The 23,895-nt window shown below is 59.3% G+C and carries 21 protein-coding genes; 16 read left to right on the top strand and 5 right to left on the bottom strand.

What is annotated here, in order from left to right; all coding sequences use genetic code 11:
• From PSPTO_RS21875 to pdxJ, 9 genes are all read left to right on the top strand, one after another.
• A complete protein-coding gene (locus PSPTO_RS21875) occupies positions 1–957 on the top strand; it encodes a MucB/RseB C-terminal domain-containing protein (RefSeq protein WP_005764762.1) in 957 nt (318 codons plus the stop codon).
• A gap of 285 nt (positions 958–1,242) precedes the next feature.
• Positions 1,243–2,682 (top strand): DegQ family serine endoprotease, encoded by a 1,440-nt coding sequence (locus PSPTO_RS21870; protein WP_005764764.1) that lies wholly within the window; start codon positions 1,243–1,245, stop codon positions 2,680–2,682.
• Positions 2,683–2,853: 171 nt separating this feature from the next.
• Entirely contained in the window at positions 2,854–4,650 is a 1,797-nt protein-coding gene (lepA, locus tag PSPTO_RS21865; protein ID WP_005764765.1) for a translation elongation factor 4, read from the top strand.
• Positions 4,651–4,659: 9 nt separating this feature from the next.
• A complete protein-coding gene (gene lepB, locus PSPTO_RS21860; RefSeq protein WP_011104912.1) occupies positions 4,660–5,514 on the top strand; it encodes a signal peptidase I in 855 nt (284 codons plus the stop codon).
• Between the two features lie 116 nt (positions 5,515–5,630).
• The gene (locus tag PSPTO_RS21855; RefSeq protein ID WP_007246809.1) at positions 5,631–6,008 is read left to right on the top strand and encodes a DUF4845 domain-containing protein; all 378 of its coding nucleotides are present in this window, start codon (positions 5,631–5,633) and stop codon (positions 6,006–6,008) included.
• On the top strand, positions 6,005–6,694 hold the full coding sequence (gene rnc, locus PSPTO_RS21850) for a ribonuclease III (RefSeq protein ID WP_005620106.1): 690 nt from the start codon (positions 6,005–6,007) through the stop codon (positions 6,692–6,694). Before PSPTO_RS21855 ends, rnc begins: the two co-directional genes overlap by 4 nt.
• Positions 6,687–7,589: a GTPase Era gene (gene era / locus PSPTO_RS21845; protein ID WP_011104911.1), complete on the top strand. Its 903-nt coding sequence runs from the start codon at positions 6,687–6,689 to the stop codon at positions 7,587–7,589. The genes rnc and era overlap by 8 nt, the downstream gene beginning before the upstream one ends.
• A 60-nt stretch (positions 7,590–7,649) precedes the next feature.
• Positions 7,650–8,333, top strand: coding sequence for a DNA repair protein RecO (gene recO / locus PSPTO_RS21840; RefSeq protein WP_003378472.1), 684 nt, complete (start codon positions 7,650–7,652; stop codon positions 8,331–8,333).
• A 62-nt stretch (positions 8,334–8,395) separates the two neighbouring features.
• Complete coding sequence (gene pdxJ, locus PSPTO_RS21835; protein WP_005764769.1) at positions 8,396–9,136, top strand: pyridoxine 5'-phosphate synthase; 741 nt, start codon at positions 8,396–8,398, stop codon at positions 9,134–9,136.
• 8 nt (positions 9,137–9,144) lie between these two features.
• On the opposite strand, the gene cmoB is transcribed toward pdxJ, so the two are convergent.
• The 4 genes from cmoB to lon form a co-directional block, all read right to left on the bottom strand.
• Positions 9,145–10,104: a tRNA 5-methoxyuridine(34)/uridine 5-oxyacetic acid(34) synthase CmoB gene (cmoB, locus tag PSPTO_RS21830; protein ID WP_005764771.1), complete on the bottom strand. Its 960-nt coding sequence runs from the start codon at positions 10,102–10,104 to the stop codon at positions 9,145–9,147.
• Positions 10,101–10,844 (bottom strand): carboxy-S-adenosyl-L-methionine synthase CmoA, encoded by a 744-nt coding sequence (gene cmoA, locus PSPTO_RS21825; protein ID WP_005764772.1) that lies wholly within the window; start codon positions 10,842–10,844, stop codon positions 10,101–10,103. The genes cmoB and cmoA overlap by 4 nt, the downstream gene beginning before the upstream one ends.
• Positions 10,845–10,944: 100 nt before the next feature.
• Positions 10,945–11,337, bottom strand: a complete 393-nt coding sequence (locus PSPTO_RS21820) for a protease inhibitor I42 family protein (RefSeq protein ID WP_005764773.1) — start codon at positions 11,335–11,337, stop codon at positions 10,945–10,947.
• A 207-nt stretch (positions 11,338–11,544) separates the two neighbouring features.
• Complete coding sequence (gene lon / locus PSPTO_RS21815) at positions 11,545–13,962, bottom strand: endopeptidase La (protein WP_005620091.1); 2,418 nt, start codon at positions 13,960–13,962, stop codon at positions 11,545–11,547.
• Positions 13,963–14,143: 181 nt separating this feature from the next.
• Between lon and PSPTO_RS21810 the strand changes: the two genes are divergently transcribed.
• Genes PSPTO_RS21810 through PSPTO_RS21795 form a run of 4 tightly spaced genes read left to right on the top strand, consistent with a single transcriptional unit; the run spans position 14,144 to position 18,467 of the window.
• Complete coding sequence (locus tag PSPTO_RS21810; RefSeq protein ID WP_011104910.1) at positions 14,144–14,815, top strand: methylamine utilization protein; 672 nt, start codon at positions 14,144–14,146, stop codon at positions 14,813–14,815.
• Complete coding sequence (locus PSPTO_RS21805; RefSeq protein ID WP_005764775.1) at positions 14,812–17,166, top strand: bifunctional diguanylate cyclase/phosphodiesterase; 2,355 nt, start codon at positions 14,812–14,814, stop codon at positions 17,164–17,166. Before PSPTO_RS21810 ends, PSPTO_RS21805 begins: the two co-directional genes overlap by 4 nt.
• Positions 17,167–17,169: 3 nt before the next feature.
• The gene (locus PSPTO_RS21800; RefSeq protein WP_005764776.1) at positions 17,170–18,045 is read left to right on the top strand and encodes a DUF3034 family protein; all 876 of its coding nucleotides are present in this window, start codon (positions 17,170–17,172) and stop codon (positions 18,043–18,045) included.
• A complete protein-coding gene (locus PSPTO_RS21795; RefSeq protein WP_005764777.1) occupies positions 18,045–18,467 on the top strand; it encodes a group I truncated hemoglobin in 423 nt (140 codons plus the stop codon). Before PSPTO_RS21800 ends, PSPTO_RS21795 begins: the two co-directional genes overlap by 1 nt.
• A 341-nt stretch (positions 18,468–18,808) precedes the next feature.
• On the opposite strand, the gene PSPTO_RS21790 is transcribed toward PSPTO_RS21795, so the two are convergent.
• Positions 18,809–19,810 carry a GntR family transcriptional regulator gene (locus PSPTO_RS21790; protein WP_010207837.1) on the bottom strand — a complete coding sequence of 334 codons (1,002 nt, stop codon included), beginning with the start codon at positions 19,808–19,810 and terminating at the stop codon, positions 18,809–18,811.
• A gap of 337 nt (positions 19,811–20,147) precedes the next feature.
• Between PSPTO_RS21790 and PSPTO_RS21785 the strand changes: the two genes are divergently transcribed.
• The 3 genes from PSPTO_RS21785 to PSPTO_RS21775 all read left to right on the top strand — a co-directional run bounded on the left by PSPTO_RS21785 (position 20,148) and on the right by PSPTO_RS21775 (position 23,895).
• Positions 20,148–21,521, top strand: a complete 1,374-nt coding sequence (locus PSPTO_RS21785; protein ID WP_005764779.1) for an amidase — start codon at positions 20,148–20,150, stop codon at positions 21,519–21,521.
• Positions 21,522–21,645: 124 nt separating this feature from the next.
• On the top strand, positions 21,646–22,527 hold the full coding sequence (locus PSPTO_RS21780) for a polysaccharide deacetylase family protein (RefSeq protein ID WP_005764781.1): 882 nt from the start codon (positions 21,646–21,648) through the stop codon (positions 22,525–22,527).
• A 27-nt stretch (positions 22,528–22,554) separates the two neighbouring features.
• The gene (locus tag PSPTO_RS21775) at positions 22,555–23,895 is read left to right on the top strand and encodes an MFS transporter (protein ID WP_005764782.1); all 1,341 of its coding nucleotides are present in this window, start codon (positions 22,555–22,557) and stop codon (positions 23,893–23,895) included.

The raw sequence follows: 23,895 nt of genomic DNA, 5'->3' as shown, positions 1-23,895 counted from the left end.
ATGCGAGCCGTCCCTCTACTGCCATTACTGCTTGGCGGATGGCTTGCCCTCCCGGTTCAGGCTGATGATGCACAAGACGCTATAAACCGTCTTGCGAAGGTTGATCAGCAGCAAAGCTATCAAGGCACCTTTGTTTACGAACGCAACGGTAGTTTCTCTACCCATCGGATCTGGCACCGCGTCGCGGATGGCACTATTCAAGAGCGTTTGTTGCAGCTTGATGGTTCTGCACAGGAAGCTGTAAGGCTGGGTGGGCTCACCCAGTGTGTCAGTGGCACGCTCGAAGCGGGTGTTACCAGCCCGGCTGTTGCTGCTCCGCGTGCCTTCGATCTCAAAAGACTTTCCGCTTGGTACGACATTAAAACCGTCGGCAAATCCAGAGTGGCTGGTCGCCCGACAACCATTGTTGCGTTGTCGCCAAAAGACCAGCATCGATATGGCCTCGAGCTGCATCTCGATAATGAAACCGGGTTATTGCTCAAGTCACTGTTGTTGAGTGAAAGAGGCCAATTGCTCGAACGTTTTCAGTTTACCGATCTTGACACGTCCAGTGTCCTGTCCGAGCAGATGCTCAAGGCGGGTGCTGACTGCAAACCCGTCACGGTCGCGAAGCCTAAACCTGAGCCTTCTACGCCTGTGGCATGGCACTCTGACTGGCTGCCTCCGGGTTTCGAAGTCAGTAGCAGCAGCGTCCGTAAGGATCCCGCCACGCAATCGTCGGTTACCCGGTTGATGTACGGTGACGGTCTGGCGCAATTTTCAGTCTTTGTCGAAGCAGTGAAAGGCGCATCTTCATCAGACATCCGAACCCAGCTGGGTCCTACCGTGGCGGTCTCGCGTCGTCTTACCACGCCTCAGGGCGACATGATGGTGACAGTCGTGGGAGAGGTGCCGATGGGCACGGCTGAGCGTATTGCATTGTCCATGCGTAACGATGAAACTCCAGTGAAGAAGTAAGCACCCGAAATCACCAGAACGCCCTTGATGTAGAAGTTTTCATCAAGGGTTCGATGAGTCGCCAGACTGCAGTCAATCTGGCCTCGCGCTGAGACGCTGAAATGTTTGGTGAGGTTTGAACGTTGCAAAAAGCCTGTTTTTTTTCTATAGGTCATAGCCTCGCAGCTCTGGCCTTTTGTCGTTTTTAAGGCCACATAGCTGATCCAGGGATGAGCATCGCTGCTCGGGGTCTTTGAGTCAGTTGCTTTGTACTGCTTAATTTTGCTCGTTACGAACGGGAGCCATATGTCGACACCACGCATGAAATCCTACTTTTCATTGATCGCCGCCGTGCTGATGCTCGGCCAGGTCGCTACAGCCCAGGCAGAAAACCTGCCGGACTTTACCGGGCTGGTCGAGCAGGCCTCGCCTGCGGTAGTGAACATCAGTACACGGCAGAAACTGCCGGATCGCGCCGTTGCCAACAAGCAGATGCCTGATCTGGAAGGCTTGCCGCCGATGTTGCGCGAATTTCTCGAGCGCAGCATGCCACCAGGTTCGCGCGCACCAGGAGCCGGCAAGGGTGATCGCCAGCGCGAGGCTCAGTCGTTGGGTTCGGGCTTTATCATCTCCCCCGATGGCTATGTGCTGACCAACAACCATGTGATCGACGGTGCCGACGAAATTCTCGTGCGCCTCTCTGACCGCAGCGAATTGAAAGCCAAGCTGATCGGCACCGACCCGCGCACCGATGTCGCCGTGCTGAAAATCGAAGGCAAGGACCTGCCGACCGCCAAGCTGGGTAATTCCAACACGCTCAAAGTGGGCGAGTGGGTCTTGGCGATCGGTTCGCCGTTCGGTTTCGATCATTCGGTGACCAAAGGTATCGTCAGCGCAAAGGGCCGCAGTCTGCCCAATGACACCTATGTGCCGTTCATTCAGACCGACGTAGCGATCAACCCGGGTAACTCGGGCGGTCCGCTGTTCAACATGGCGGGCGAAGTGGTCGGGATCAACTCGCAGATCTTCACCCGCTCGGGCGGCTTCATGGGCCTGTCGTTCGCCATTCCGATCGATGTCGCCATGGACGTTGCCAACCAGCTCAAGGCCAGTGGCAAAGTCAGCCGCGGCTGGTTGGGCGTGGTTATTCAGGAAGTGAACAAGGACCTGGCGGAGTCGTTCGGTCTGGACAAGCCCGCCGGTGCACTGGTTGCACAGGTGCTTGAAGATGGTCCGGCGGCCAAGGGTGGTTTGCAGGTCGGTGACGTTATTCTCAGTGCCAACGGCCAGCCAGTCGTCATGTCGGCTGACCTGCCACACCTGATCGGCAACCTCAAGGACGGCAGCAAGGCCGAGCTTGAAGTGATTCGTGATGGCAAGCGTCAGAAACTGACCGTCACTGTCGGCGCGCTGCCGGATGAAGGCCTGGAAATGGGCGGTGCTGCAGGCGCCAGTGCCGAGCGCAGCAGCAACCGTCTGGGCGTTTCGGTGATCGAGCTGACCGCCGAGCAGAAGAAGACGCTGGACATCAAGGGTGGCGTGGCCATCAAGGAAGTCACTGATGGTCCTGCATCGCTGATCGGTTTGCAGCCGGGTGATGTCATCACTCACCTGAACAATCAGGCGATCACGTCCGGGAAGCAATTCACTGATGTGGCGAAAAGCCTGCCCAAGGACCGTTCTGTCTCGATGCGCGTACTGCGTCAGGGCCGAGCGACCTTCATTACCTTCAAACTGTCGGAATAACAGGCAGGTTTGATCGGGAAGGGTGGCCATGGCCACCCTTTTTTGTGGCTGTTTGTTTGCCGTGCGCCGATCCGGGTGCCTGTAAGCGTGACGCCTCTTGCTTAGTTCAGGTACAATTCCCGGCTATTTTTCGGCGGGCAATCTGCCTGCAACCTTTTTGAGTGTTGATCCGTGAGTGATTTGAGTCATATCCGCAATTTCTCCATCATCGCCCACATTGACCATGGCAAGTCGACGCTGGCCGACCGCTTCATTCAAATGTGCGGCGGCCTGTCCGAGCGCGAAATGGAAGCGCAGGTGCTCGACTCCATGGACCTCGAGCGCGAGCGCGGGATCACCATCAAGGCCCATAGCGTTACCCTGTATTACAAGGCCAAAGACGGTATCACCTACCAACTGAACTTCATCGACACGCCGGGGCACGTGGACTTCACCTACGAAGTCAGCCGTTCCCTGGCTGCGTGCGAAGGTGCGTTGCTGGTCGTCGATGCCGGTCAGGGTGTAGAGGCGCAGTCGGTTGCCAACTGCTACACCGCCATCGAGCAGGGCCTTGAGGTCATGCCGGTGCTGAACAAGATGGACTTGCCGCAGGCCGATCCGGACCGCGTCAAGGAAGAAATCGAAAAAATCATCGGCATCGACGCCACCGATGCCGTGGCGTGCAGCGCCAAGAGCGGCATGGGCGTAGATGAAGTGCTCGAGCGTCTGGTAGCGACCATCCCGCCACCGACCGGCGACATCGAAGCGCCGCTGCAAGCGTTGATCATCGACTCCTGGTTCGACAACTACCTGGGCGTCGTGTCGCTGGTACGTGTGCGTCACGGCCGGGTCAAAAAGGGTGACAAAATCCTCGTCAAGTCCACCGGCAAGCTTCATCTGGTCGACAGCGTGGGCGTGTTCAACCCCAAGCACTCTGCAACCGTCGATCTGAAAGCGGGCGAAGTAGGCTTCATCATCGCCGGCATCAAAGACATTCACGGTGCGCCGGTCGGCGACACCCTGACCCTGAGCACTACACCCGACGTAGACGTGCTGCCAGGCTTCAAGCGTATCCAGCCGCAGGTTTACGCCGGCCTGTTCCCGGTCAGCTCCGACGATTTCGAAGACTTCCGTGAAGCGCTGCAGAAGCTGACGCTGAACGACTCTTCCCTGCAGTATTCGCCGGAAAGCTCCGACGCACTGGGCTTCGGCTTCCGTTGCGGCTTCCTCGGCATGCTGCACATGGAGATCATCCAGGAGCGCCTGGAGCGCGAGTACAACCTCGACCTGATCACCACTGCGCCAACCGTAATCTTCGAGTTGCTGCTCAAGACCGGTGAGACGATCTACGTCGACAACCCGTCCAAGCTGCCTGACCTGTCGGCCATCGAAGATATGCGCGAGCCCATCGTCCGGGCAAATATTCTTGTGCCGCAGGAGCACCTGGGCAACGTCATTACGTTGTGCATTGAAAAGCGTGGCGTCCAGCACGACATGCTGTTCCTCGGTACTCAGGTGCAAGTGAGCTACGATTTGCCGATGAACGAAGTGGTCCTCGACTTCTTCGACCGTCTCAAATCGGTCAGCCGCGGTTACGCTTCCCTGGATTACCATTTTGATCGTTACCAGTCTGCCAACCTGGTCAAGCTCGACGTTCTGATCAACGGCGAGAAGGTCGATGCCCTGGCGTTGATCGTTCACCGCGACAACGCGCACTACAAAGGCCGTGCGTTGACCGAGAAGATGAAAGAGCTGATCCCTCGACAGATGTTCGACGTTGCAATTCAGGCTGCCATCGGTGGTCAGATTGTTGCCCGGACAACCGTCAAGGCGCTTAGAAAGAACGTATTGGCCAAATGCTACGGCGGCGACGTCAGCCGCAAGCGTAAATTGCTGGAAAAGCAAAAGGCCGGTAAGAAACGCATGAAGCAGGTCGGCAACGTGGAAATTCCACAGGAAGCCTTCCTTGCCGTGCTCAGGTTGGAATAGTCAGGTCCTATGTCACTAAATTTCCCGCTGTTGTTGGTCATCGCTGTCTTCGTCTGTGGCGTGCTTGCACTGATTGATCTGGTCTTCCTGGCGCCGCGTCGCCGGGTTGCCATTTCCAACTATCAGGGTAGCGTCGGAGAACCTGACATTGCTGTCGTCGAGCGCTTGAACAAGGAGCCGTTGCTGGTTGAATACGGCAAGTCGTTCTTCCCGGTGCTGTTCATCGTGCTGGTGCTTCGATCGTTTCTGGTAGAGCCATTCCAGATCCCTTCGGGCTCCATGAAACCGACGCTGGACGTGGGCGATTTCATTCTGGTCAACAAGTTCTCGTATGGCATCCGCCTGCCGGTACTGGACCAGAAAGTCATCGAGCTCGGTGATCCGCAGCGTGGCGATGTAATGGTGTTCCGCTACCCAAGCGACCCGAGCGTCAACTACATCAAGCGTGTGGTCGGTCTGCCGGGTGATCGCATCCGCTACACCAGCGACAAGCGGTTGTTCATCAATGGCGAGCTGGTGGCCAAGAAACTGATCGGCACCGAACCCGGCACACTGGGCAGTGCAGAGCTGTACGAAGAGCAACTGGGCACCGTGGAACACCAGATCCGTCAGGAAATGAGCCGTTACCGTGCGCCGCCTGACAGCGAATGGACCGTCCCGGCTGCGCACTACTTCATGATGGGCGACAACCGCGACAACTCCAATGACAGCCGTTACTGGGATGATCCCAACATTCCCAAGGACGAGCTGGGCATGGTTCCGGACAAGAACATCGTCGGCAAGGCCTTCGCTGTCTGGATGAGCTGGCCGGAGCCGAAATTGAGTCACTTCCCTAATTTTGCACGCGTAGGGTTGATCAAGTAATCGATGCGGCGCTGCCTGGGGCAGCGCCGTATGTCATTTGGGCTGACTGGAAACGCCTCTGAACGATGAGTCGGCCCGGTCGGGCAGGCGGTCTATTCTTGAGGTCGAAGTCGAACATGACGTTCTCTACTTCTCAAAAAGGTTTTTCGTTTGTGGGATGGCTGTTGGTGCTGGCGCTGGTCGCGTTTGCGACGAGCACGGCCTTCAAGCTTGTCCCGCATTACCTCGACTACATGACGATGAAGAAAATCATCGAAGCGGCTGACAATAATCAGGCCCTGGACATTACCACGGTCAACGATTTTTACGGTTACGTCGGCAAGAACATGCAGGTCAACAATATTCGGGATATAGATTTGGACAAGGCGTTGAAAGTGACAGTGGAGAACAATGCGTTCAAAGCTCATTTGAACTATGAGCAGCGTGAACCGTGGTTCCAGAATATCGATCTGGTAATGAAGTTCGACAAGCAATTGAGTGTGGGTAAACCGTGAGCGTATCCCTGAGCCGCCTTGAGCGTCAGCTCGGCTACACCTTCAAGGATCAGGAACTGATGATCCTGGCCCTGACCCACCGCAGTTTTGCCGGTCGCAACAACGAGCGTCTGGAGTTTCTAGGTGATGCCATCCTCAATTTCGTGGCGGGCGAAGCGTTGTTCGAGCGCTTCCCTCAGGCCCGCGAAGGTCAGTTGTCCCGTTTGCGAGCGCGGCTGGTCAAGGGCGAAACCCTGGCGTTGCTGGCGCGTGGCTTTGATCTGGGCGAGTACCTGCGCCTGGGCTCCGGCGAGCTGAAAAGCGGTGGCTTCCGTCGCGAGTCCATTCTGGCTGACGCCCTTGAGGCGCTGATCGGAGCGATCTACCTCGATGCAGGCATGGAAGCGGCGCGCGAGCGTGTGCTGGCCTGGCTGACGACCGAGTTCGACAGCCTGACGCTGGTGGACACCAACAAGGACCCCAAGACCCGACTGCAGGAATTTCTCCAGTCGCGGGCCTGCGACCTGCCGCGCTACGAAGTGGTGGATATCCAGGGCGAGCCGCATTGCCGGACGTTTTTCGTCGAATGCGAGATCAACCTATTGAATGAAAAGAGCCGAGGACAGGGTGTCAGCCGCCGGATTGCCGAACAGGTAGCCGCCGCAGCAGCACTCATCGCCCTGGGCGTGGAGAACGGTCATGAATGATACAACTGCAACCCGCTGTGGCTATGTTGCCATCGTCGGCCGTCCTAACGTAGGCAAGTCCACGCTGCTCAACCATATTCTGGGTCAGAAGCTGGCGATCACCTCGCGCAAGCCGCAGACCACTCGCCACAACATGCTGGGCATCAAGACCGAGGGCACCGTGCAGGCGATCTACGTCGATACCCCCGGCATGCACAAAAATGGCGAGAAAGCGCTCAATCGCTACATGAACAAGACTGCATCGGCCGCGTTGAAAGACGTCGACGTGGTGATTTTCGTGGTAGACCGCACCCGCTGGACCGACGAAGACCAGATGGTTCTGGAGCGCGTTCAATACGTGCAGGGCCCGGTCATTCTGGCGATCAACAAGACCGACCGCATCGAAGACAAGAGTGACCTGATGCCGCATCTGGAGTGGCTGCAAGGCCAACTGCCGAATGCGTCCATCGTGCCGATTTCTGCGCAGCACGGGCACAACCTTGAAGCGCTGGAAAGCCTCATCGCCTCTCATCTGCCGGAGAATGATCACTTCTTCCCGGAAGACCAGATTACCGACCGAAGCAGCCGTTTTCTGGCTGCCGAGCTGGTTCGCGAGAAAATCATGCGCCAGTTGGGCGCCGAGCTTCCGTACCAGATCACCGTCGAGATCGAAGAGTTCAAGCAGCAGGGCCGTACCCTGCACATCCACGCGCTGATCCTCGTCGAGCGTGATGGGCAGAAGAAGATCATCATTGGCGACAAGGGCGATCGCATCAAACGCATCGGCAGTGATGCACGTCGCGACATGGAAGTGCTGTTTGACTCCAAGGTCATGCTCAACCTGTGGGTCAAGGTCAAGGGTGGCTGGTCCGATGACGAGCGGGCACTGCGCTCGCTGGGTTACGGCGACCTTTAAGCTGCCCCTTCGCCCGACCATTCTCCGGTCGGGCGAGCCTTTCTCTTACGAGCCCGCCTGATGAGCACGCCCACCGGCCAACCTGCTTATGTGCTCCACAGCCGTGCGTATCGTGAAAACAGCGCGCTGGTCGATTTCCTCACGCCTCAGGGCCGCCTGCGTGCGGTGCTGCGCAGCGCCAAGGGCAAGGCCGGTTCGCTGGCGCGGCCGTTCGTGCCGCTGGAAGTCGAGTTTCGCGGGCGTGGCGAACTGAAAAACGTCGGTCGTATGGAGAGCGCAGGGGTCGCCACCTGGATGACCGGTGAAGCACTGTTCAGCGGCATGTACCTCAACGAACTGCTGATTCGCCTGCTGCCCGCCGAAGACCCGCATCCCGCCGTATTCGAACACTACGCCGCCACCTTGCTGGCCCTCGCGCTGGGTCGTCCGCTGGAACCGCTGTTGCGTTCGTTTGAATGGCGCTTGCTCGACGACCTGGGCTACGGCTTTGCAATGGACGCTGATATCAACGGTGAACCGCTGGCGGTTGATGGCATGTACCGTCTACAAGTGGATGCCGGGCTTGAACGGGTCTACCTGCTGCAGCCTGGCCTTTTTCAGGGCGCAGAGCTGCTGGCCATGTCCGACGCCGACTGGAGCGTTCCCGGTGCGTTGTCGGCGGCCAAGCGCCTGATGCGTCAGGCGCTGGCGGTGCACCTGGGCGGTCGCCCGTTAGTCAGCCGTGAACTGTTTCGCAAGCCGTAATCAGGCCTTATGCTTCACAGCCCCGATAAAACATCAGTCTGTACACTTTTCTGGAGACAGCCGTGACCCAAAGCACTCGCATCCTTCTTGGCGTGAACATCGATCACGTGGCCACTTTGCGTCAGGCCCGCGGCACGCGTTACCCGGACCCGGTCAAGGCCGCGCTGGATGCCGAAGAGGCGGGCGCTGATGGCATTACCGTGCACTTGCGTGAAGACCGTCGGCATATTCAGGAGCGTGACGTTCTGCTGCTCAAGGACGTGCTGCAGACGCGCATGAATTTCGAGATGGGCGTGACCGAAGAAATGCTCGCGTTTGCCGAGCGTATTCGGCCTGCACATATCTGCCTGGTGCCGGAGACGCGTCAGGAACTGACCACGGAAGGCGGTCTGGATGTTGCCGGGCAGGAGGCGCGGATCAAGGCCGCCGTCGAGCGGCTGGCGAAAATCGGTTGCGAGGTGTCGCTGTTCATCGATGCCGATGAGCGCCAGATTGCTGCATCAAAACGTGTCGGCGCACCGGCCGTCGAACTGCACACCGGTCGCTATGCCGATGCCCAGACCCCGACCGAGGTCGCCGAAGAACTGCAGCGGGTTGCCGACGGCGTAGCGTTTGGTCTCGCGCAGGGCCTGATCGTCAACGCTGGTCATGGCCTGCACTACCACAACGTCGAGGCAGTGGCTGCGATCAAGGGCATCAACGAACTGAACATCGGCCACGCGCTGGTGGCCCATGCACTGTTCGTCGGCTTCAAGGCGGCGGTGGCAGAGATGAAGGCGCTGATCGTTGCTGCCGCGCGATAAGCCATCTATCAAGGTTTACGCCCCACAATCACCGCACGCATTGGCGCTGGCAGTCCTTCGACCGTCTTGCTGTGATCGTTAGGGTCCAGGTAGTCGCCCAGTGACTGAAAGCGCATCCACTCGGTGCTGCGCTGTTCTTCGACCGTCGTGTGGCTCACATCAACACAGCGCACATCGGTGAAGCCTGCGCGGCGCATCCATAGCTCCAGCGCCGGCACTGAGGGCAGGAACCACACGTTGCGCATTTGCGCATAACGGTCTTCCGGCACCAGCACCTGATGCACATCGCCAGGAATCACCAGCGTTTCCATCACCAGCTCGCCCCCTTTGACCAGGCAGTCTTTCAACGCCAGCAAATGGTCAATGGGCGATTTGCGGTGATACAGCACGCCCATGGAAAATACCGTGTCGAAACCTTCCAGGTTGGCGGGCAAGTCTTCAAGTGCGAACGGCAGGTGCCAGGCGGGCAGGTCGGGCAGGTAGCGTTGCATGGCCTGGAACTGGCAGAAGAACAGCCAGTTGGGGTCCACACCAATCACGCTGTCCGCCCCGGCACCGAGCATGCGCCACTGGTAATAGCCATTGCCGCAGCCCACATCCAGAACACGCTTGCCCTTCAAGTCGAGGTGCGGTGACACCCGTGACCACTTCCAGTCCGAGCGCCATTCGGTGTCGATGTGCACACCGAACACATTGAACGGCCCCTTGCGCCACGGCGATAAACCGAGCAACGCCTTGCGCAGTACAGTACGGGTTTCGCCGTCGCACTCGGTTTCCAGAGTAAAGCTGTCAGTCAGATCGACCTTCTCGGGTTGCAGGGCCGGCAGGGCGTCCAGCGCGCTTTGCCAGCGTTGCAGATCGCCGTGGCCTTTGCTCATCTTGGTGTCGAGTTGTGCTTGCAGGCCATTGGCCCATTCAGCCAGAGGGGTGCCCGCCAGACGACGGACAAGAGGTGCGAGATCAATCATGGCAGGGCAATCAACGAGGCAAAGTTAAGGCACTGGAACCAGGGCACCACCTTGGAAAAACCGGCGGCGAGCAGGCGTTGGCGGTGTTCTTCAAGGCTGTCGGGTTTCATGACGTTTTCGATGGCGCTGCGTTTCTGGGCAATTTCCAGATCGCTGTAGCCGTTGGCGCGCTTGAAAGCGATGTGCAGATCGGTCAGCAGCGCGTGCTCCTGCTCGTCATTGAACCGTAGCTTCTCCGACAATATGAGTGCGCCGCCCGGCACCAGCGCACCGCGAATGCGGCCAAGCAGGGCCAGGCGTTGTTCGGGCGCGACAAACTGCAGGGTGAAATTCAGCGCAACCACTGAGGCGGGCTTGAACGCCAACGCCAGAATGTCACCTTCAATGACCTGCACCGGCAACAACTCCTGAAACATGGAATTCTGCGCATTGAGGTATTCACGGCAGCGCTCGACCATAGCAGTGGAGTTATCGATTGCAATGACTTCACAGCCGTCGCTGCGTACATGGCGGCGCAGGGCCTGAGTCACCGCGCCCAGTGAGCAGCCAAGGTCATACAAAACGGTGTCGGGCTGGGCAAATTGCGCGGCGAGCACGCCGAGGTTTTCGACAATCGCCGGGTAGCCGGGCACCGAGCGCTTGATCATGTCCGGAAAAACCCGCACCACGTCTTCGTTGAAGGCGAAGTCAGGCACCTGGGGCAAGGGCTGGGCGAAAAGGCGGTCGGGTTCTTTGCTCACGGCGGTTCCGGCGAAGGCTTTGAAAGGCGGGCATTCTAGCCAAGTTGTCGACGGGATGCATGGTGCAGCGCGCGCCTTCGGACAAGCCGCGCGCAAACAGTCAGTTCACCGTGATTGCGCACTCGAAGGTCTGCTCCGGCGGCACCTCCGGAGCCCACGGCTGCTGGTAGGTCATCACCAGTCGCCCGGTCCCTGCGTCAGTTGCCTTGTAGCGCCAGACCGACTGCCCACCGTTGCCGACCATCTCCTTGCTCTCGGCGTTGGCGTACACCTCCGGCCCAAGGCTGCGCAGGATACTTTGCGCCGGGTTCTGGGTCAGCCAGCGAAAGCCGGTCGTCGGGTTGCTGGGCAGCGTGAGGATCAGCGTCTGACCGGTTTTGAGGGCCAGCGGGCAGTCGCTTTGCGTGTCGATCGAAACGATGTTCTTGGGCGTTTGCGCACACGCCGTCAGCAGCGCAAGGCTCAACGGTGCAAGAAAACGAACAGGGGGCATGGCAAGTTCCGGTTTTGCGAGACGAGGCGCAAGGATAACCGATCAGGGTTTTAGGGGGGAGTGCGGCAGGTATACCGCTCAGGATCGGACGCAGAGCGTCCATAGCGGAGTGCCGACGCGGAGCATCGGCACGATAGTCAGTTACATTTGTGCATTACGATGAGCGCGGGAGCGAGAGTCGGTATGCGACTTGCCCCCGCTCAATCTTTAAAACAACACCTTCACCACATCGGCAAAGCGCTTGGCAAAATGCACGGTGATGCCTTCTTTGAGGTAATCCGGCAGCTCTTCAAAGTTGCCACGGTTAGGCTCTGGAAGAATCAGTTCGTGGATCTTCTGCCGGCGCGCTGCAATGACTTTTTCGCGTACCCCACCAATCGGCAGGACGTGCCCGGTCAGGGTCAGCTCGCCGGTCATGGCCACGCCTTTTTTCGGCGGCTGATTGCGCGCCAGAGACAGCAAGGCACTGGCCATGGTCACGCCCGCACTCGGGCCATCCTTCGGGGTGGCGCCCTCGGGAACGTGGACGTGCACAAAGGCCTCGTCGAAGAACTTCGCGTCGCCACCAAACTTCGACAGGTTGGCGCTGACGTAGCTGTAGGCGATTTCCGCCGACTCTTTCATCACATCGCCCAACTGCCCGGTCAGTTTGAAGCCCCGGTTCAGGGTGTGGATACGCGTCGCCTCGATCGGCAGCGTAGCGCCGCCCATGCTGGTCCAGGCCAGGCCAGTAATCACCCCCGTGCCCGACAGCACTTGTTCACTGCGGAACACCGGCATGCCCAGCGATGCTTCAAGGTCTTTCGGCCCGATCTTGATGACCGAATCCGGCGCATCGAGCAGTTTGACGACCGCTTTGCGCACCAGCTTGCCCAGTTGTTTTTCCAGATGCCGCACACCGGCTTCCCGTGCATAGCCTTCGATGACCGCGCGCAGGGCCGTGTCACTGATGCTCAGCTTGCTCTTGGCAACGCCGGCTTTGGCCAACTGCTTGGGCCACAGGTGACGCTTGGCAATCGCCAGCTTTTCTTCGGTGATGTAGCCCGACAGACGAATCACTTCCATCCGGTCCAACAGCGGGCCAGGGATCGAGTCCAGGGTGTTGGCGGTGCACACGAACAGGACTTTGGAGAGGTCCAGGCGCAGGTCCAGGTAATGATCGAGGAATTCGACGTTCTGTTCCGGGTCCAGGGTTTCCAGCAGCGCAGACGCCGGGTCGCCCTGATAGCTTTGGCCCATCTTGTCGATTTCATCGAGCATGATGACCGGGTTCATCACCTCGACATCTTTGAGCGCCTGCACCAGCTTGCCCGGCTGGGCGCCGATGTACGTGCGGCGGTGGCCCTTGATTTCGGCCTCGTCGCGCATGCCCCCCACACTCAGGCGGTAGAACGGCCGCCCCAGTGATTCGGCAATCGAACGCCCGACGCTGGTCTTGCCCACGCCCGGCGGACCTACCAGCAAGACAATCGACCCGCTGATCTCGCCCTTGTACGCACCCACGGCGAGAAATTCGAGAATCCGCGCCTTGATGTCATCCAGCCCGGCATGATGCTGATCCAGCACTTTACGGGCGTGCTTGAGGTCCAGCTTGTCAGCGCCGTAGACACCCCACGGCAACGAACTGGTCCAGTCCAGATAGTTACGCGTCACGGCGTATTCCGGCGAGCCGGTTTCCAGCACCTTGAGTTTGTTGATCTCCTCGTCGAACTTCTTGCGCGCCTGTGGCGGCAGGGTCTTGCCTTCCAGGCGCTGCTCGAACTGCTCGATGTCGGCGCTGCGGTCGTCCTTGCTCAGCCCCAGCTCCTGCTGAATGACCTTGAGCTGTTCTTTAAGGAAGAACTGACGCTGATGCTCGCCGATCTTGCGGTTCACCTCGGCAGAGATCTCTTTTTGCAAACGTGCGACTTCGACTTCCTTGCGCAGCATCGGCAGGACTTTCTCCATGCGCCTGAGCATCGGCACACAGTCGAGCACTTCCTGCAGTTCGACGCCGGTGGCGGAGGTCAGGGCCGCAGCGAAGTCGGTGAGTGGCGAAGGGTCGTTGGGGCTGAAGCGGTTGAGGTAATTCTTCAACTCTTCGCTGTACAGCGGGTTGAGTGGCAACAGCTCCTTGATCGCATTGATCAAGGCCATGCCGTAGGCCTTCACTTCGTCGGTCGGGTCATTGGGCTGCTGCGGGTACTCGACTTCCACCAGATAAGGCGGGCGATGATGCTTGAGCCAGGTGCGGATGCGCACGCGGCTCAGCCCCTGTGCGACAAACTGTAACCGGCCATTTTCACGGCTGGCGTGGTGAACCTTGACCAAAGTGCCATACTCGGGGAGCGCATCGGTCTTGAAGTGGCGTGGATCTTCCTGCGGGGTGTCCATGAAAAACAGCGCCAGCGAGTGGTGCTCGGACTTGCTGACCAGCTCCAGCGTTTCTGCCCACGGTTCTTCGTTGACGATGACCGGCAAAACCTGCGCCGGGAAGAACGGACGATTGTGGATGGGGATGATGTAAACCTTGTCAGGCAGGTTCTGGCCGGGCAAGGCAAGTGAGGTGCTGTCGGAACTCAGAGACACTTCGTGCTCGTCTGCGTCATTGGGCAAATCTGGCGAGTCTGTCTGCTGGTCGCTCATGGGGCACCTGAGAAGTTGAACATGCTTGTTAGATGGGGCGACAACCCTCAGGTTTCAATAGTCTTGGTCGATAGTCTGTAAAGTGGTTTTAAAACTGCTATTTCATCGCTGTGAGGCCAGCTACTGCTGATCAGAGCTGACTTATTTATTTGCGGCACCGCCGTTATGGGTTGAATCCGGTATGACCAACGTATTGATCTCGGCATTAGTGGCTGGACTTTGGATGGCGTTGGCCGCGACTGCATCGGCAGCCACCTTCACCGCGCAGCTGTTCGACAAGCAGGGCCAGCCCCTCGCGGCCGCGGTCGTGACGCTCAAGGGGCCTCCCGGTTCAGCCGTAGCGCTGACCGCCTCCATGGACCAGCGTGAGCAGGAATTTGCGCCGCATGTGTTGGCTGTTCACGTCGGTACTGAAGTCAAATTCCCCAACAGCGACAACATTCGCCACCAGGTTTACTCCTTTTCTCAGGCCAAACGCTTTGAATTGCGCCTTTACGAGGGCACGCCCTCGGACCCGCTGCTGTTCGACAAACCCGGCGTTGTGGTGCTGGGCTGCAACATCCATGACTGGATGGTCGGCTATATCTACGTGACCAACGAGCCGTGGTTTGGTGTGACGGACAGCAACGGCGTGCTTAAATTTGAACAGGTGCCCGTCGGACACTACGCCGCCACGCTCTGGCACCCACAAATAGAAGACATGCAGCCAGTGTCGGGTGGCGAGTTCGATGTGCCCGCAGCGGGCCTGTCGCAGCGCTTCAATCTGGCGGTCGAAGTGAAAAACGAAGATAAACCTGTCAAACCCGCACCCGGTGGCTTCGGTGATGCTTTTCACAAGGCCGCACATGAATGAAGTTTAAGGTCAGCTTTCAGGCGCGTATCGCAGGGGTCCTGATTGCCCTGTTGCTGATTGTGGTGGGTGCAGTCTTTCTCGCGGTCAAGGTTGCAACCGGCGATGCAGTACGTACCCAGGCCCAGGCGCAACTGGAAGTGGGTAGCCGGGTGTTCGAGCGCCTGATCGATTTGCGTGGCAAGCGCCTGCGGGACGCTGTGCAATTGCTCTCGGCCGACTTCGGCTTTCGCGATGCAGTGGCGAGTGCCGACTCGTCGACCATTCGTTCGGTGCTGCTCAACCACGGCAAACGCATCAACGCCAGCGACATGTTCCTGCTGGGCATGGATGGCGTGGTGATTGCCAGCACTGAAACCCAGGTGCCCGAAGGTTCGAGGTTTATCTACGACCAGGCGCTGCGGGGCGCCAAGCGTTCCGGTCAGTCAGTGCTTATCGTCCCTGGCGGTGGAACACCCCACCTGCTGGTAGAAAGTACCGTTCTGGCACCGCTGCCCATTGGCCGTGTGGTCATGGGCTTTACCATCGACAGCGATATTGCCGAAGAGCTGCGTTCGCTCAGCGGGCTGGAAGTGTCTTTTCTCACGGTGGAAAACGGTCAGTCCGGCGATTTGATCAGTACCCAGCCGCCAGCCATGCATGCGGGTCTGGTCGAACTGATGCGCAGTTCTTCAGAAGGGCAGATGCTGCTCACCGAGCAATCGAACCTTAACTTCCTCAGTCAGACGCTGATGCTTGCCAAAAGCGACAATGGCGGTGACGGACAAGTGATCGCGCTGCTGCAAAGCCCGCTGGACAAGGCCTATCAAGCGTTTGCGCCGCTGGATGAAAAGATTTTCTGGATTTCCATGGCCGCCTTGCTGGCGTCGCTGATCGGCACGCTGGCGCTGGCTCGAAGTGTCTCGCTGCCGGTACGCGCACTGGCGACTGCTGCCAAACGCATCGGTGATGGCGACTATGAAACGCCGGTCACGATGGCCCGCAGCGACGAGTTGGGCATGCTCGCCGACGCGATCAACACCATGCAGCACGGCATCGCCGTGCGTGAAGGGCAGTTGGCGCACAACGCGCTGCACGACAACCTGACCGGGCTGCCCAATCGAGCGTTGGTGATGGAGCGTCTGGGCAGTTCGATTGCGGCAGATCGCCCGGTGGCATTGCTGTACATGGGCATCGAGAACCTTAAAACGATCAGCGAGAGTTCGAATGCAGAGGGCGTTGATCAACTATTGCGTCAGGTCGGTCAGCGCTTGCAGAGCAACTCGCGTGCTGGCGATACCGTGGCACGCCTGAGCGCCAACGAATTTTTGCTGTTGCTGGACAACACGGCCAGCGACGGCGCAGTCGGTATTGCCGATGCCTTGCAACGCTTGCTCAGCGAGCCGCAGCGTATCGACAACCATGACTACGCGCTCGAATGCTGCATCGGCATCACGGTTTATCCGGAACACGGTGATTCGGCCCAGGAACTGGTCAACCGTGCGGCGATTGCACGCAAGGACGCAACCTTCCTGCCCGGTCGTCTGCAGATCTACCAGGACGGGCGTGATGTTGCTCACCAGCGCCAGATATGTCTGATCCGCGACCTGCGCAAGGCTCCGCAGAATGGCGAGCTAATGCTCCATTACCAACCCAAACTGGATATTCGCCAAGGCTATGTTCGTCAGGCTGAAGCCCTGTTGCGCTGGACTCACCCACGCTTCGGCAATGTGTCGCCGGCCGAATTCATTGTGCTGGCCGAGCGTACGGGCAGTATCAACCTGCTGACAACGTGGGTTATCGAGGAAGCCATACGGCAACTGGCCGAGTGGCGTCAGCGCGGTCTGGTGCTGCAGGTATCGGTCAACATTTCCGCGGACGACTTGCTGGGCGACGACCTGGCCGGTTATGTCATGAAATTGCTCAAGCAGTACGGGCTGCCTGCTGAACAACTGGTATTCGAGATCACCGAGAGCGCGGTCATGAGCGAGCCGGAAAAAGCCCTGGTGGTCCTGCACCGCCTGCGCGACTGCGGCATCAGCCTGTCAATCGATGACTTCGGCACGGGCTACTCGTCACTGGCGCACTTGAAGCGCTTGCCGGTGCAGGAGCTGAAAATCGACCAGTCCTTCGTACGTGATCTGGACGAGACCAGCGAAGACGCTGTGATCGTGCGCTCGACCATCGAGATGAGCCATAACCTGGGGCTCAAGGTGGTTGCCGAGGGTGTCGAATACCAACACAGTCTGGACCTGCTGCGGCGCTGGCACTGCGATACGGCTCAGGGTTACCTGATTAGCCGGCCGCTGACGGCGGGTGCATTCGAGGCATGGATTGCTACATACCAGACATCACCCAGTCTTATGGCGCATTGATCCATGTCCTACAAAATCTCATTGTTGATGGGCTGCGTGCTGGCGGGGGCGGCAGGGTTTGCTCCGACGCTTGCGCTGGGTGACAACGGCCGGTTGATCGCTACAGGCGGTGCAACCAGCATTGAAGGCAGCGCCGGTGGCGGTATCACCCCGTGGGCGGTGATTACCGGTTACAGCGAGCAGGGCGAGTGGGGCGCGACGGCCTTCGCCACGCATGTGAACCTGCCGGATTACAACCTGGATGTAGCGGGGCTCGCGGTCGCCTATGGCAACCGCGTCGAGCTTTCCTACGCCCATCAGCGCTTCGACATCAGCAACCTGCAGCACAAGCTCAGTCTGCCTGACGACAACCTCAGTCAGGACGTGTTCGGGGTCAAGGTGCGACTGTTCGGCGACCTGATCTACGACAGCCTGCCGCAGGTCTCGCTGGGCGTGCAGTACAAGCATCAAAACGACTTTCTGATCCCCAGTCTGGTGGGCGCTCAGCGTGATTCGGACGTCGAGGGCTACCTGACGGCCAGCAGGCTGTTCATGGGCGCAGCCTTCGGTTACAACGTGGTGGTCAACGGTGGCGTGCGTTACAGCCGCGCCAACGAAACCGGCCTGCTGGGTTTTGGCGGTGATCGGCGTGACAGCCGCAGCCTGCTCAAGGAAGGTTCGGTGGCGGTGCTGTTCAATCCGCGCTGGGCGCTGGGCGTCGAGTACCGTGAAAAACCCGACAACCTGTCGTTTGCTGGCGAGAGTGACTGGGCCGACGTGTTTCTGGGTTATTTCCCCAACAAACACGTGTCCGTGGTGCTGGCCTACGCCCGATTGGGGGAAATCGCTACGCTGGACAACCAGAACGGCACGTATCTGTCTGTGCAGGGGAATTTCTGATGCGCCGTGTGCTGATTGTTCTGATGCTGACGATACTGGCCGGTTGCGCCCAGCAGCCGCCCAGGGATGACAGCCTCTATCAGGACCTTGGTCAGCGTGCCGGCATCCAGCGTATCGTCGAGGGTATGCTGCTGAACATCGCCAAGGATGAGCGCATTGTCGAGCACTTCAAGAAGGTTAATATCGTGCGTTTGCGCGACAAACTGGTCGAACAGCTCTGTGTCGAAGCGGGCGGTCCTTGCCGCTACACCGGTGACAGCATGGCCGAGTCCCACAAGGGCCAGAACCTCACCCCAAGCGACTTCAATGCGCTGGTCGAAAACCTGATCGCAGCGATGGACACCGAGAACGTTCCGGTTCCGGTCCAGAACCGTTTGATCGCCCGGTTGGCGCCGATGCGTGGTGAGGTGCTTGGTAAGTGATGTGTAGCCCAGACTGTTGTGTCACTTCACGTTGTATCTTTGCTGCAACACAACGTCATGTCTTACGCGTAGTCTCTGCACATAAAAGCGCTTTTTTATCGCGATGGCGCTGACGACGCAGTGTCAGGGCGAAGGAACCCGACGAAGTCGGGCCGGAAACGGAGCGGGGACTTTGCTTAATTTGATCCTTCAAAGTCAGTCGCCGAGGGGCGAAAAGGTGCCTTGAGTCGTGAGCAAACATCATTGACATCGCAGAACCATGGTGTGACGCAGAGCGTCACAAAATGCATTCCCACCAGAGCGCGGGGCTGGTAGTCAGCGTGGGACCGAGCGTGCATCCCTCAACTCAACCGCGTTAGATACCCCGGCACTTCCTGCTCTGGCAATACCGACAACACTTTCAGGCGCTGGAGCATACGTTGCCGGGCACGTTGCAGGTGTTCCTTGAGGTTCAAGGCGGCGGCGTCGAAAGCACCGTGCAGCAATAACTCAATGATCAGCCGGTGCTCGGCCAGCATCGCCTCATCCGCGCCAATATCCAGCAGCCGGTAGAAAATCCGGTTGATGATCATCGGGCTTTGCGCCTGGCTGATCAGGGTTGCGATCTTGCGGTTCTGCAAGCCTGCCAGGCATTGTTGATGCAGGTCTTCCTCAAGGCGTTCTATGTCCTCCAGGCTGCATTGTTCGGCGTTTTGCGCCTCAACGACCCTGGTCAGCATGGCCTCCAGGGTTTCGCGACTCAGTTGCGGCGCAGTCAGGCGCAACGCCTCTGGTTCAAGACAGGCGCGCAGTTCGTAATCCTCGGTGATCTCCCGCGCGGTCAACGGCCCGGCCAGCCATTGTGAATAAGGCTCTTTTTCCACCAGGCCGCGATCACGCAGGCGCATCAGCGCCTCACGCACCACCGAGCGGCTGACGCCGTAGTGCTGCGCGGCGCTTTGCTCATCCAGGCGATAATGGCCGAAGGCGATACACGCCGACAGCGCCGCGCCGATCTCGTCATGAATGCGTTCGCCGAGCGGACGTGTGTCGACCAGTTCTTCATTGCTGTCCAGGCCGAACTGCTTGTGGCTCAGGCTCAAGCGCAACGGCTCGACGTGCTGGCGCTCTGGATTGACCAGATAACCCCGACCGTCGAAACGACTGATCAAGCCTTCTTCGTGCAGCAGGTTAAGTGCCTTGCGCACCGGCACCCGGCTGGTACCGAACAGCTCCCCAAGCGGCGCTTCAAGCAATACCAATCCCTTGGCGGCCGCACCCGAGACAATGGCGTTACGCAATACTTCTCGAATCATTGCGTAACGCGATGCGGTGCGCGAGTCCTCTTCTGACATCGTTTTCATACACTTCTGGCGGCTGACGGGCGATTCTCGCACAGATGCGCCGTTGTCACCTTGGGCTACGTCCTGACGCTCACTCATGGGGCCACCGTTACTTTTTTGCACTAAAATGTATCTTTTATAAAAGATACATTATTTCTTTATGACGCTTCGATTCTCGGCCAGACCTCCCGTTCTGAACGAATGACTCCTTTGCAGAAAGAGTTCTAGCACGGCGGTTACAGCTTCACAGCGCCTGAATGGCGACGGTGACGAATGACTGATTCAAGCAGATTGGCATGGAATCTGCCTTTATTAAATGTACATTTTATTAATAAGTACATTTTAAGGTGTGATACCCATGACCGATACCAGGAGTCACAGCGTCACCCGTGATGCCTGCGCAATGGCCGAAGCGTTTGCACAGGGGCTCAGTGACCCGTTGCAGGTTCTGGAAGACGCCCTGCAACAGGCGACACAGGTCGATCATGTGTTCATCTCCATGAGTGTCGAACGTGCCCGCAGGGAAGCCGAAGCTTCCGCGGCCCGCTGGAAGCACGGACAGCCGCTTAGCCCGTTCGACGGCGTGCCGGTCGCCTGGAAAGACCTGTTCGATGTCGCCGGTTGCGTCACGACCGCGGGCGCTACGGTGCGCAACAACCTGTCGCCAGCCTTGCTGGATGCGCCGAGCGTTGGGCTGCTGGCGCGTGCTGGCATGGTCAGCCTGGGCAAGACCAACCTCAGCGAATTTGCCTATTCCGGGTTGGGCCTGAATCCGCATTTCGGCACGCCGATCAACCCGATGAGCGATGGCTCGCCGCGCATTCCCGGCGGGTCTTCTTCGGGGTCGGCGGTGGCGGTGGCTGCCGGGATCGTGCCGATTGCGATGGGCACCGACACTGCGGGCTCTATCCGCATTCCTGCCGCTTTCAATAGTCTGGTCGGTTTTCGCAGTACCAGCCGCCGTTACAGTCGCGACGGCGTGTTCCCGCTGGCGCTGACTCTGGACAGCGTCGGCCCGCTGACCCGTAGCGTGCGCGATGCGCTGGTGATCGACGACCTGCTTTGCGCGCGCAGCAAACCCACTTCACTGCTACCCCGCAGCCTTGCCGGTCAGCGTTTTCTGGTCGATCGGGCCGTGCTGGAAGATGAGCGCGTTGCGCCTGCCGTTCGCGACAACCTGTTGCGCGCCGTCGAGGCTTTGCGGGCCGGCGGTGCGTTGATCGAGATGGGCCACTGCCAGGCCTTTCAGGCCACCTTGCAAGTGATCCAGCAGCACGGCTGGCTGGGTGCTGCCGAGGCCTTCGCACTGCATCAGTCGTTGCTCGACAGCGACGCCGCCAGCCAGCTCGACCCTCGGGTTCGCAAGCGTCTGGAGGCCGCGCGCCACATGCCTGCCAGCTTGCTGGTCAATCTGTACGCCGCGCGGGAACGCTTGCAGGAGCAGTTGACCCTCGAACTTGATGGCGCGCTGCTGATCACCCCAAGCGTTGCCCACGTTGCGCCGCCGCTCGCGCCGCTGTTGAACGACGAAGAACTGTTCATTCAGACCAACCTCGCCACGCTGCGCCTGACCATGCCCGGCAGCCTGCTGAACATGCCCGGCGTGTCGCTGCCCAGCGGCTGCGATGCCTCGGGCCTGCCCACCGGGCTGCTGCTCAGCGCTCCGGCGGGAGAGGACGCGCGCCTGTTGCGCGCGGCCCTGACGGTGGAGTCGTTGCTCAACCAACCTTGAAAGCAAGCACCTTGAAAGCAGCACTTTGAAAGCAGCACTTTGAAAGCAGGCACCTGAACACTGCAAACCGGCGCGCGTGCTGAACACCGCGTAGCCGTTCTGATTAACCAGCGGGAGAAGCAAGATGGCCAAAGAAATTCTGTGTGCGTTTGGTGTAGATGTCGATGCCGTCGCGGGCTGGCTCGGCTCGTATGGCGGCGAAGATTCGCCGGACGATATCTCGCGCGGGCTGTTCGCCGGGGAAGTCGGTGCGCCACGTTTGCTCAAGCTGTTCGAGCGTTACGGCCTGCGCACCACCTGGTTCATTCCGGGGCATTCGATGGAAACGTTCCCGGAGCAGATGAAGGCCGTGGCCGACGCCGGGCATGAAATCGGCGTGCATGGTTACAGCCATGAAAACCCGATTGCGATGACCCCCGAGCAGGAAGAAATCGTCCTCGATAAGTCTATCGAACTGATCACCCAAATGACCGGCAAGCGCCCGACCGGCTACGTCGCGCCCTGGTGGGAATTCAGCAACGTCACCAACGAGCTGCTGCTCAAGAAGGGCATCAAGTACGACCACAGCCTGATGCATAACGACTTTCATCCTTACTACGTTCGCGTCGGCGACAAGTGGACCAAGATCGATTACAGCCAGCATCCCGACACCTGGATGAAACCGCTGGTGCGCGGCGAAGAAACCGATCTGGTGGAAATTCCCGCCAACTGGTACCTCGACGACCTGCCGCCGATGATGTTCATCAAGAAAGCGCCGAACAGCCACGGTTTCGTCAACCCACGGCACCTGGAAGAGATGTGGCGCGACCAGTTCGACTGGGTCTATCGCGAGCACGAACACGCTGTCTTCACCATGACCATTCACCCGGACGTGTCTGGTCGCCCGCAAGTGCTGCTGATGCTGGAGCGCTTGATCGAGCACATTCAACGCCATGCCGGCGTCAAGTTCGTCACTTTCGACGAAATAGCCGACGACTTCGTGCGTCGCAACCCCCGTACCCGCTGATTCATTGCCCTGTCCGAGGCGTCACTCATGTCCATTTACAACAAGCTCGACCTGACCGGCTGGAAACCTGAGCAACTGACTCCAGAGCAAGTACGGTTCGCCACATGGATTGCGTTTTTCGCGTGGGTGTTTGCGGTATACGACTTCATTCTGTTTGGTACGCTGCTACCGGAAATCGGTCGGCATTTCAGCTGGAGTGAGGTCGAACAGGCCGAAATCGCGACCTGGGTCGCGGTCGGCACGGCGGTGGTGGCATTGGCCATCGGTCCGCTGGTAGATCGCCTGGGACGGCGCGTGGGTATCATTTTCACTGTGAGCGGTTCGGCAATCTGCTCGGCGCTCACGGCCATAGGCGGGTCGTGGGGCAAATCGCCGCTGATCCTGATTCGTTCGCTGGGCGGTCTGGGTTATGCCGAAGAAACGGTCAACGCGACCTACCTGAGCGAAATCTACGCCGCCTCCGACGACCCACGTCTGGCCAGGCGCCGTGGCTTCATCTACAGCCTGGTGCAGGGTGGCTGGCCGGTCGGTGCGTTGATCGCGGCAGGGCTGACCGCCGTGCTGCTGCCGATCATCGGCTGGCAGGGCTGCTTCGTGTTCGCGGCCATCCCGGCCATCGTCATTGCGATCATGGCGCGCAAACTCAAGGAGAGCCCGCAGTTCCAGATCCATCAACGCATCACTCAGTTGCGCAAGAAAGGTGACGTGAGCCAGGCGCAGGCCGTGGCGCAAACCTATGGGGTCGATTACGACGAGCACAGCAAAGCGGGCATCGGTGCTGCCTTCCGCGGTTCTTCGCGTCGCGCCACGCTGGTGATCGGTGCTGCGATCCTGCTCAACTGGGCAGCTATTCAAGTGTTCAGCGTGCTGGGCACGACGGTGATCGTCAGCGTTCACCACATCTCGTTTGAAAACTCGCTGATCATTCTGGTGCTGTCCAATCTGGTGGGCTACTGCGGCTACCTGTGCCACGGCTGGATGGGCGATCGCATTGGCCGTCGCAACGTCATCGGTCTTGGCTGGATGCTTGGCGGCCTGGCTTTCGCTGGAATGCTCTACGGGCCGAGCAGCATGGTGACGGTCGTTGGCTTATACAGCCTTGGGCTGTTCTTCCTGATCGGCCCTTATTCGGCGGCTTTGTTCTTCATCAGCGAAAGCTTCCCGACCAGCATTCGTGCTACCGGCGGCGCAATCATCCACGCCATGGGCCCGCTGGGTGCCGTGGTAGCAGGTTTCGGTGCCACGTCGGTCTTGAGTGCCGGCGGCGACTGGCAGACCTCGGCGTTGTACTTCGGCGCAGTGCCTTGCTTCCTGTCCGGCGCGCTGATGTTCGCGGCCAGGCATGTGCGACCTGAAACCGTGAAATAA

Source organism: Pseudomonas syringae pv. tomato str. DC3000, assembly GCF_000007805.1.
Taxonomy (GTDB): Bacteria; Pseudomonadota; Gammaproteobacteria; order Pseudomonadales; family Pseudomonadaceae; genus Aquipseudomonas; species Aquipseudomonas avellanae.
Note: the sequence above shows the minus strand (reverse complement) of the source record. Positions and strands in the feature narration are given on the sequence as shown.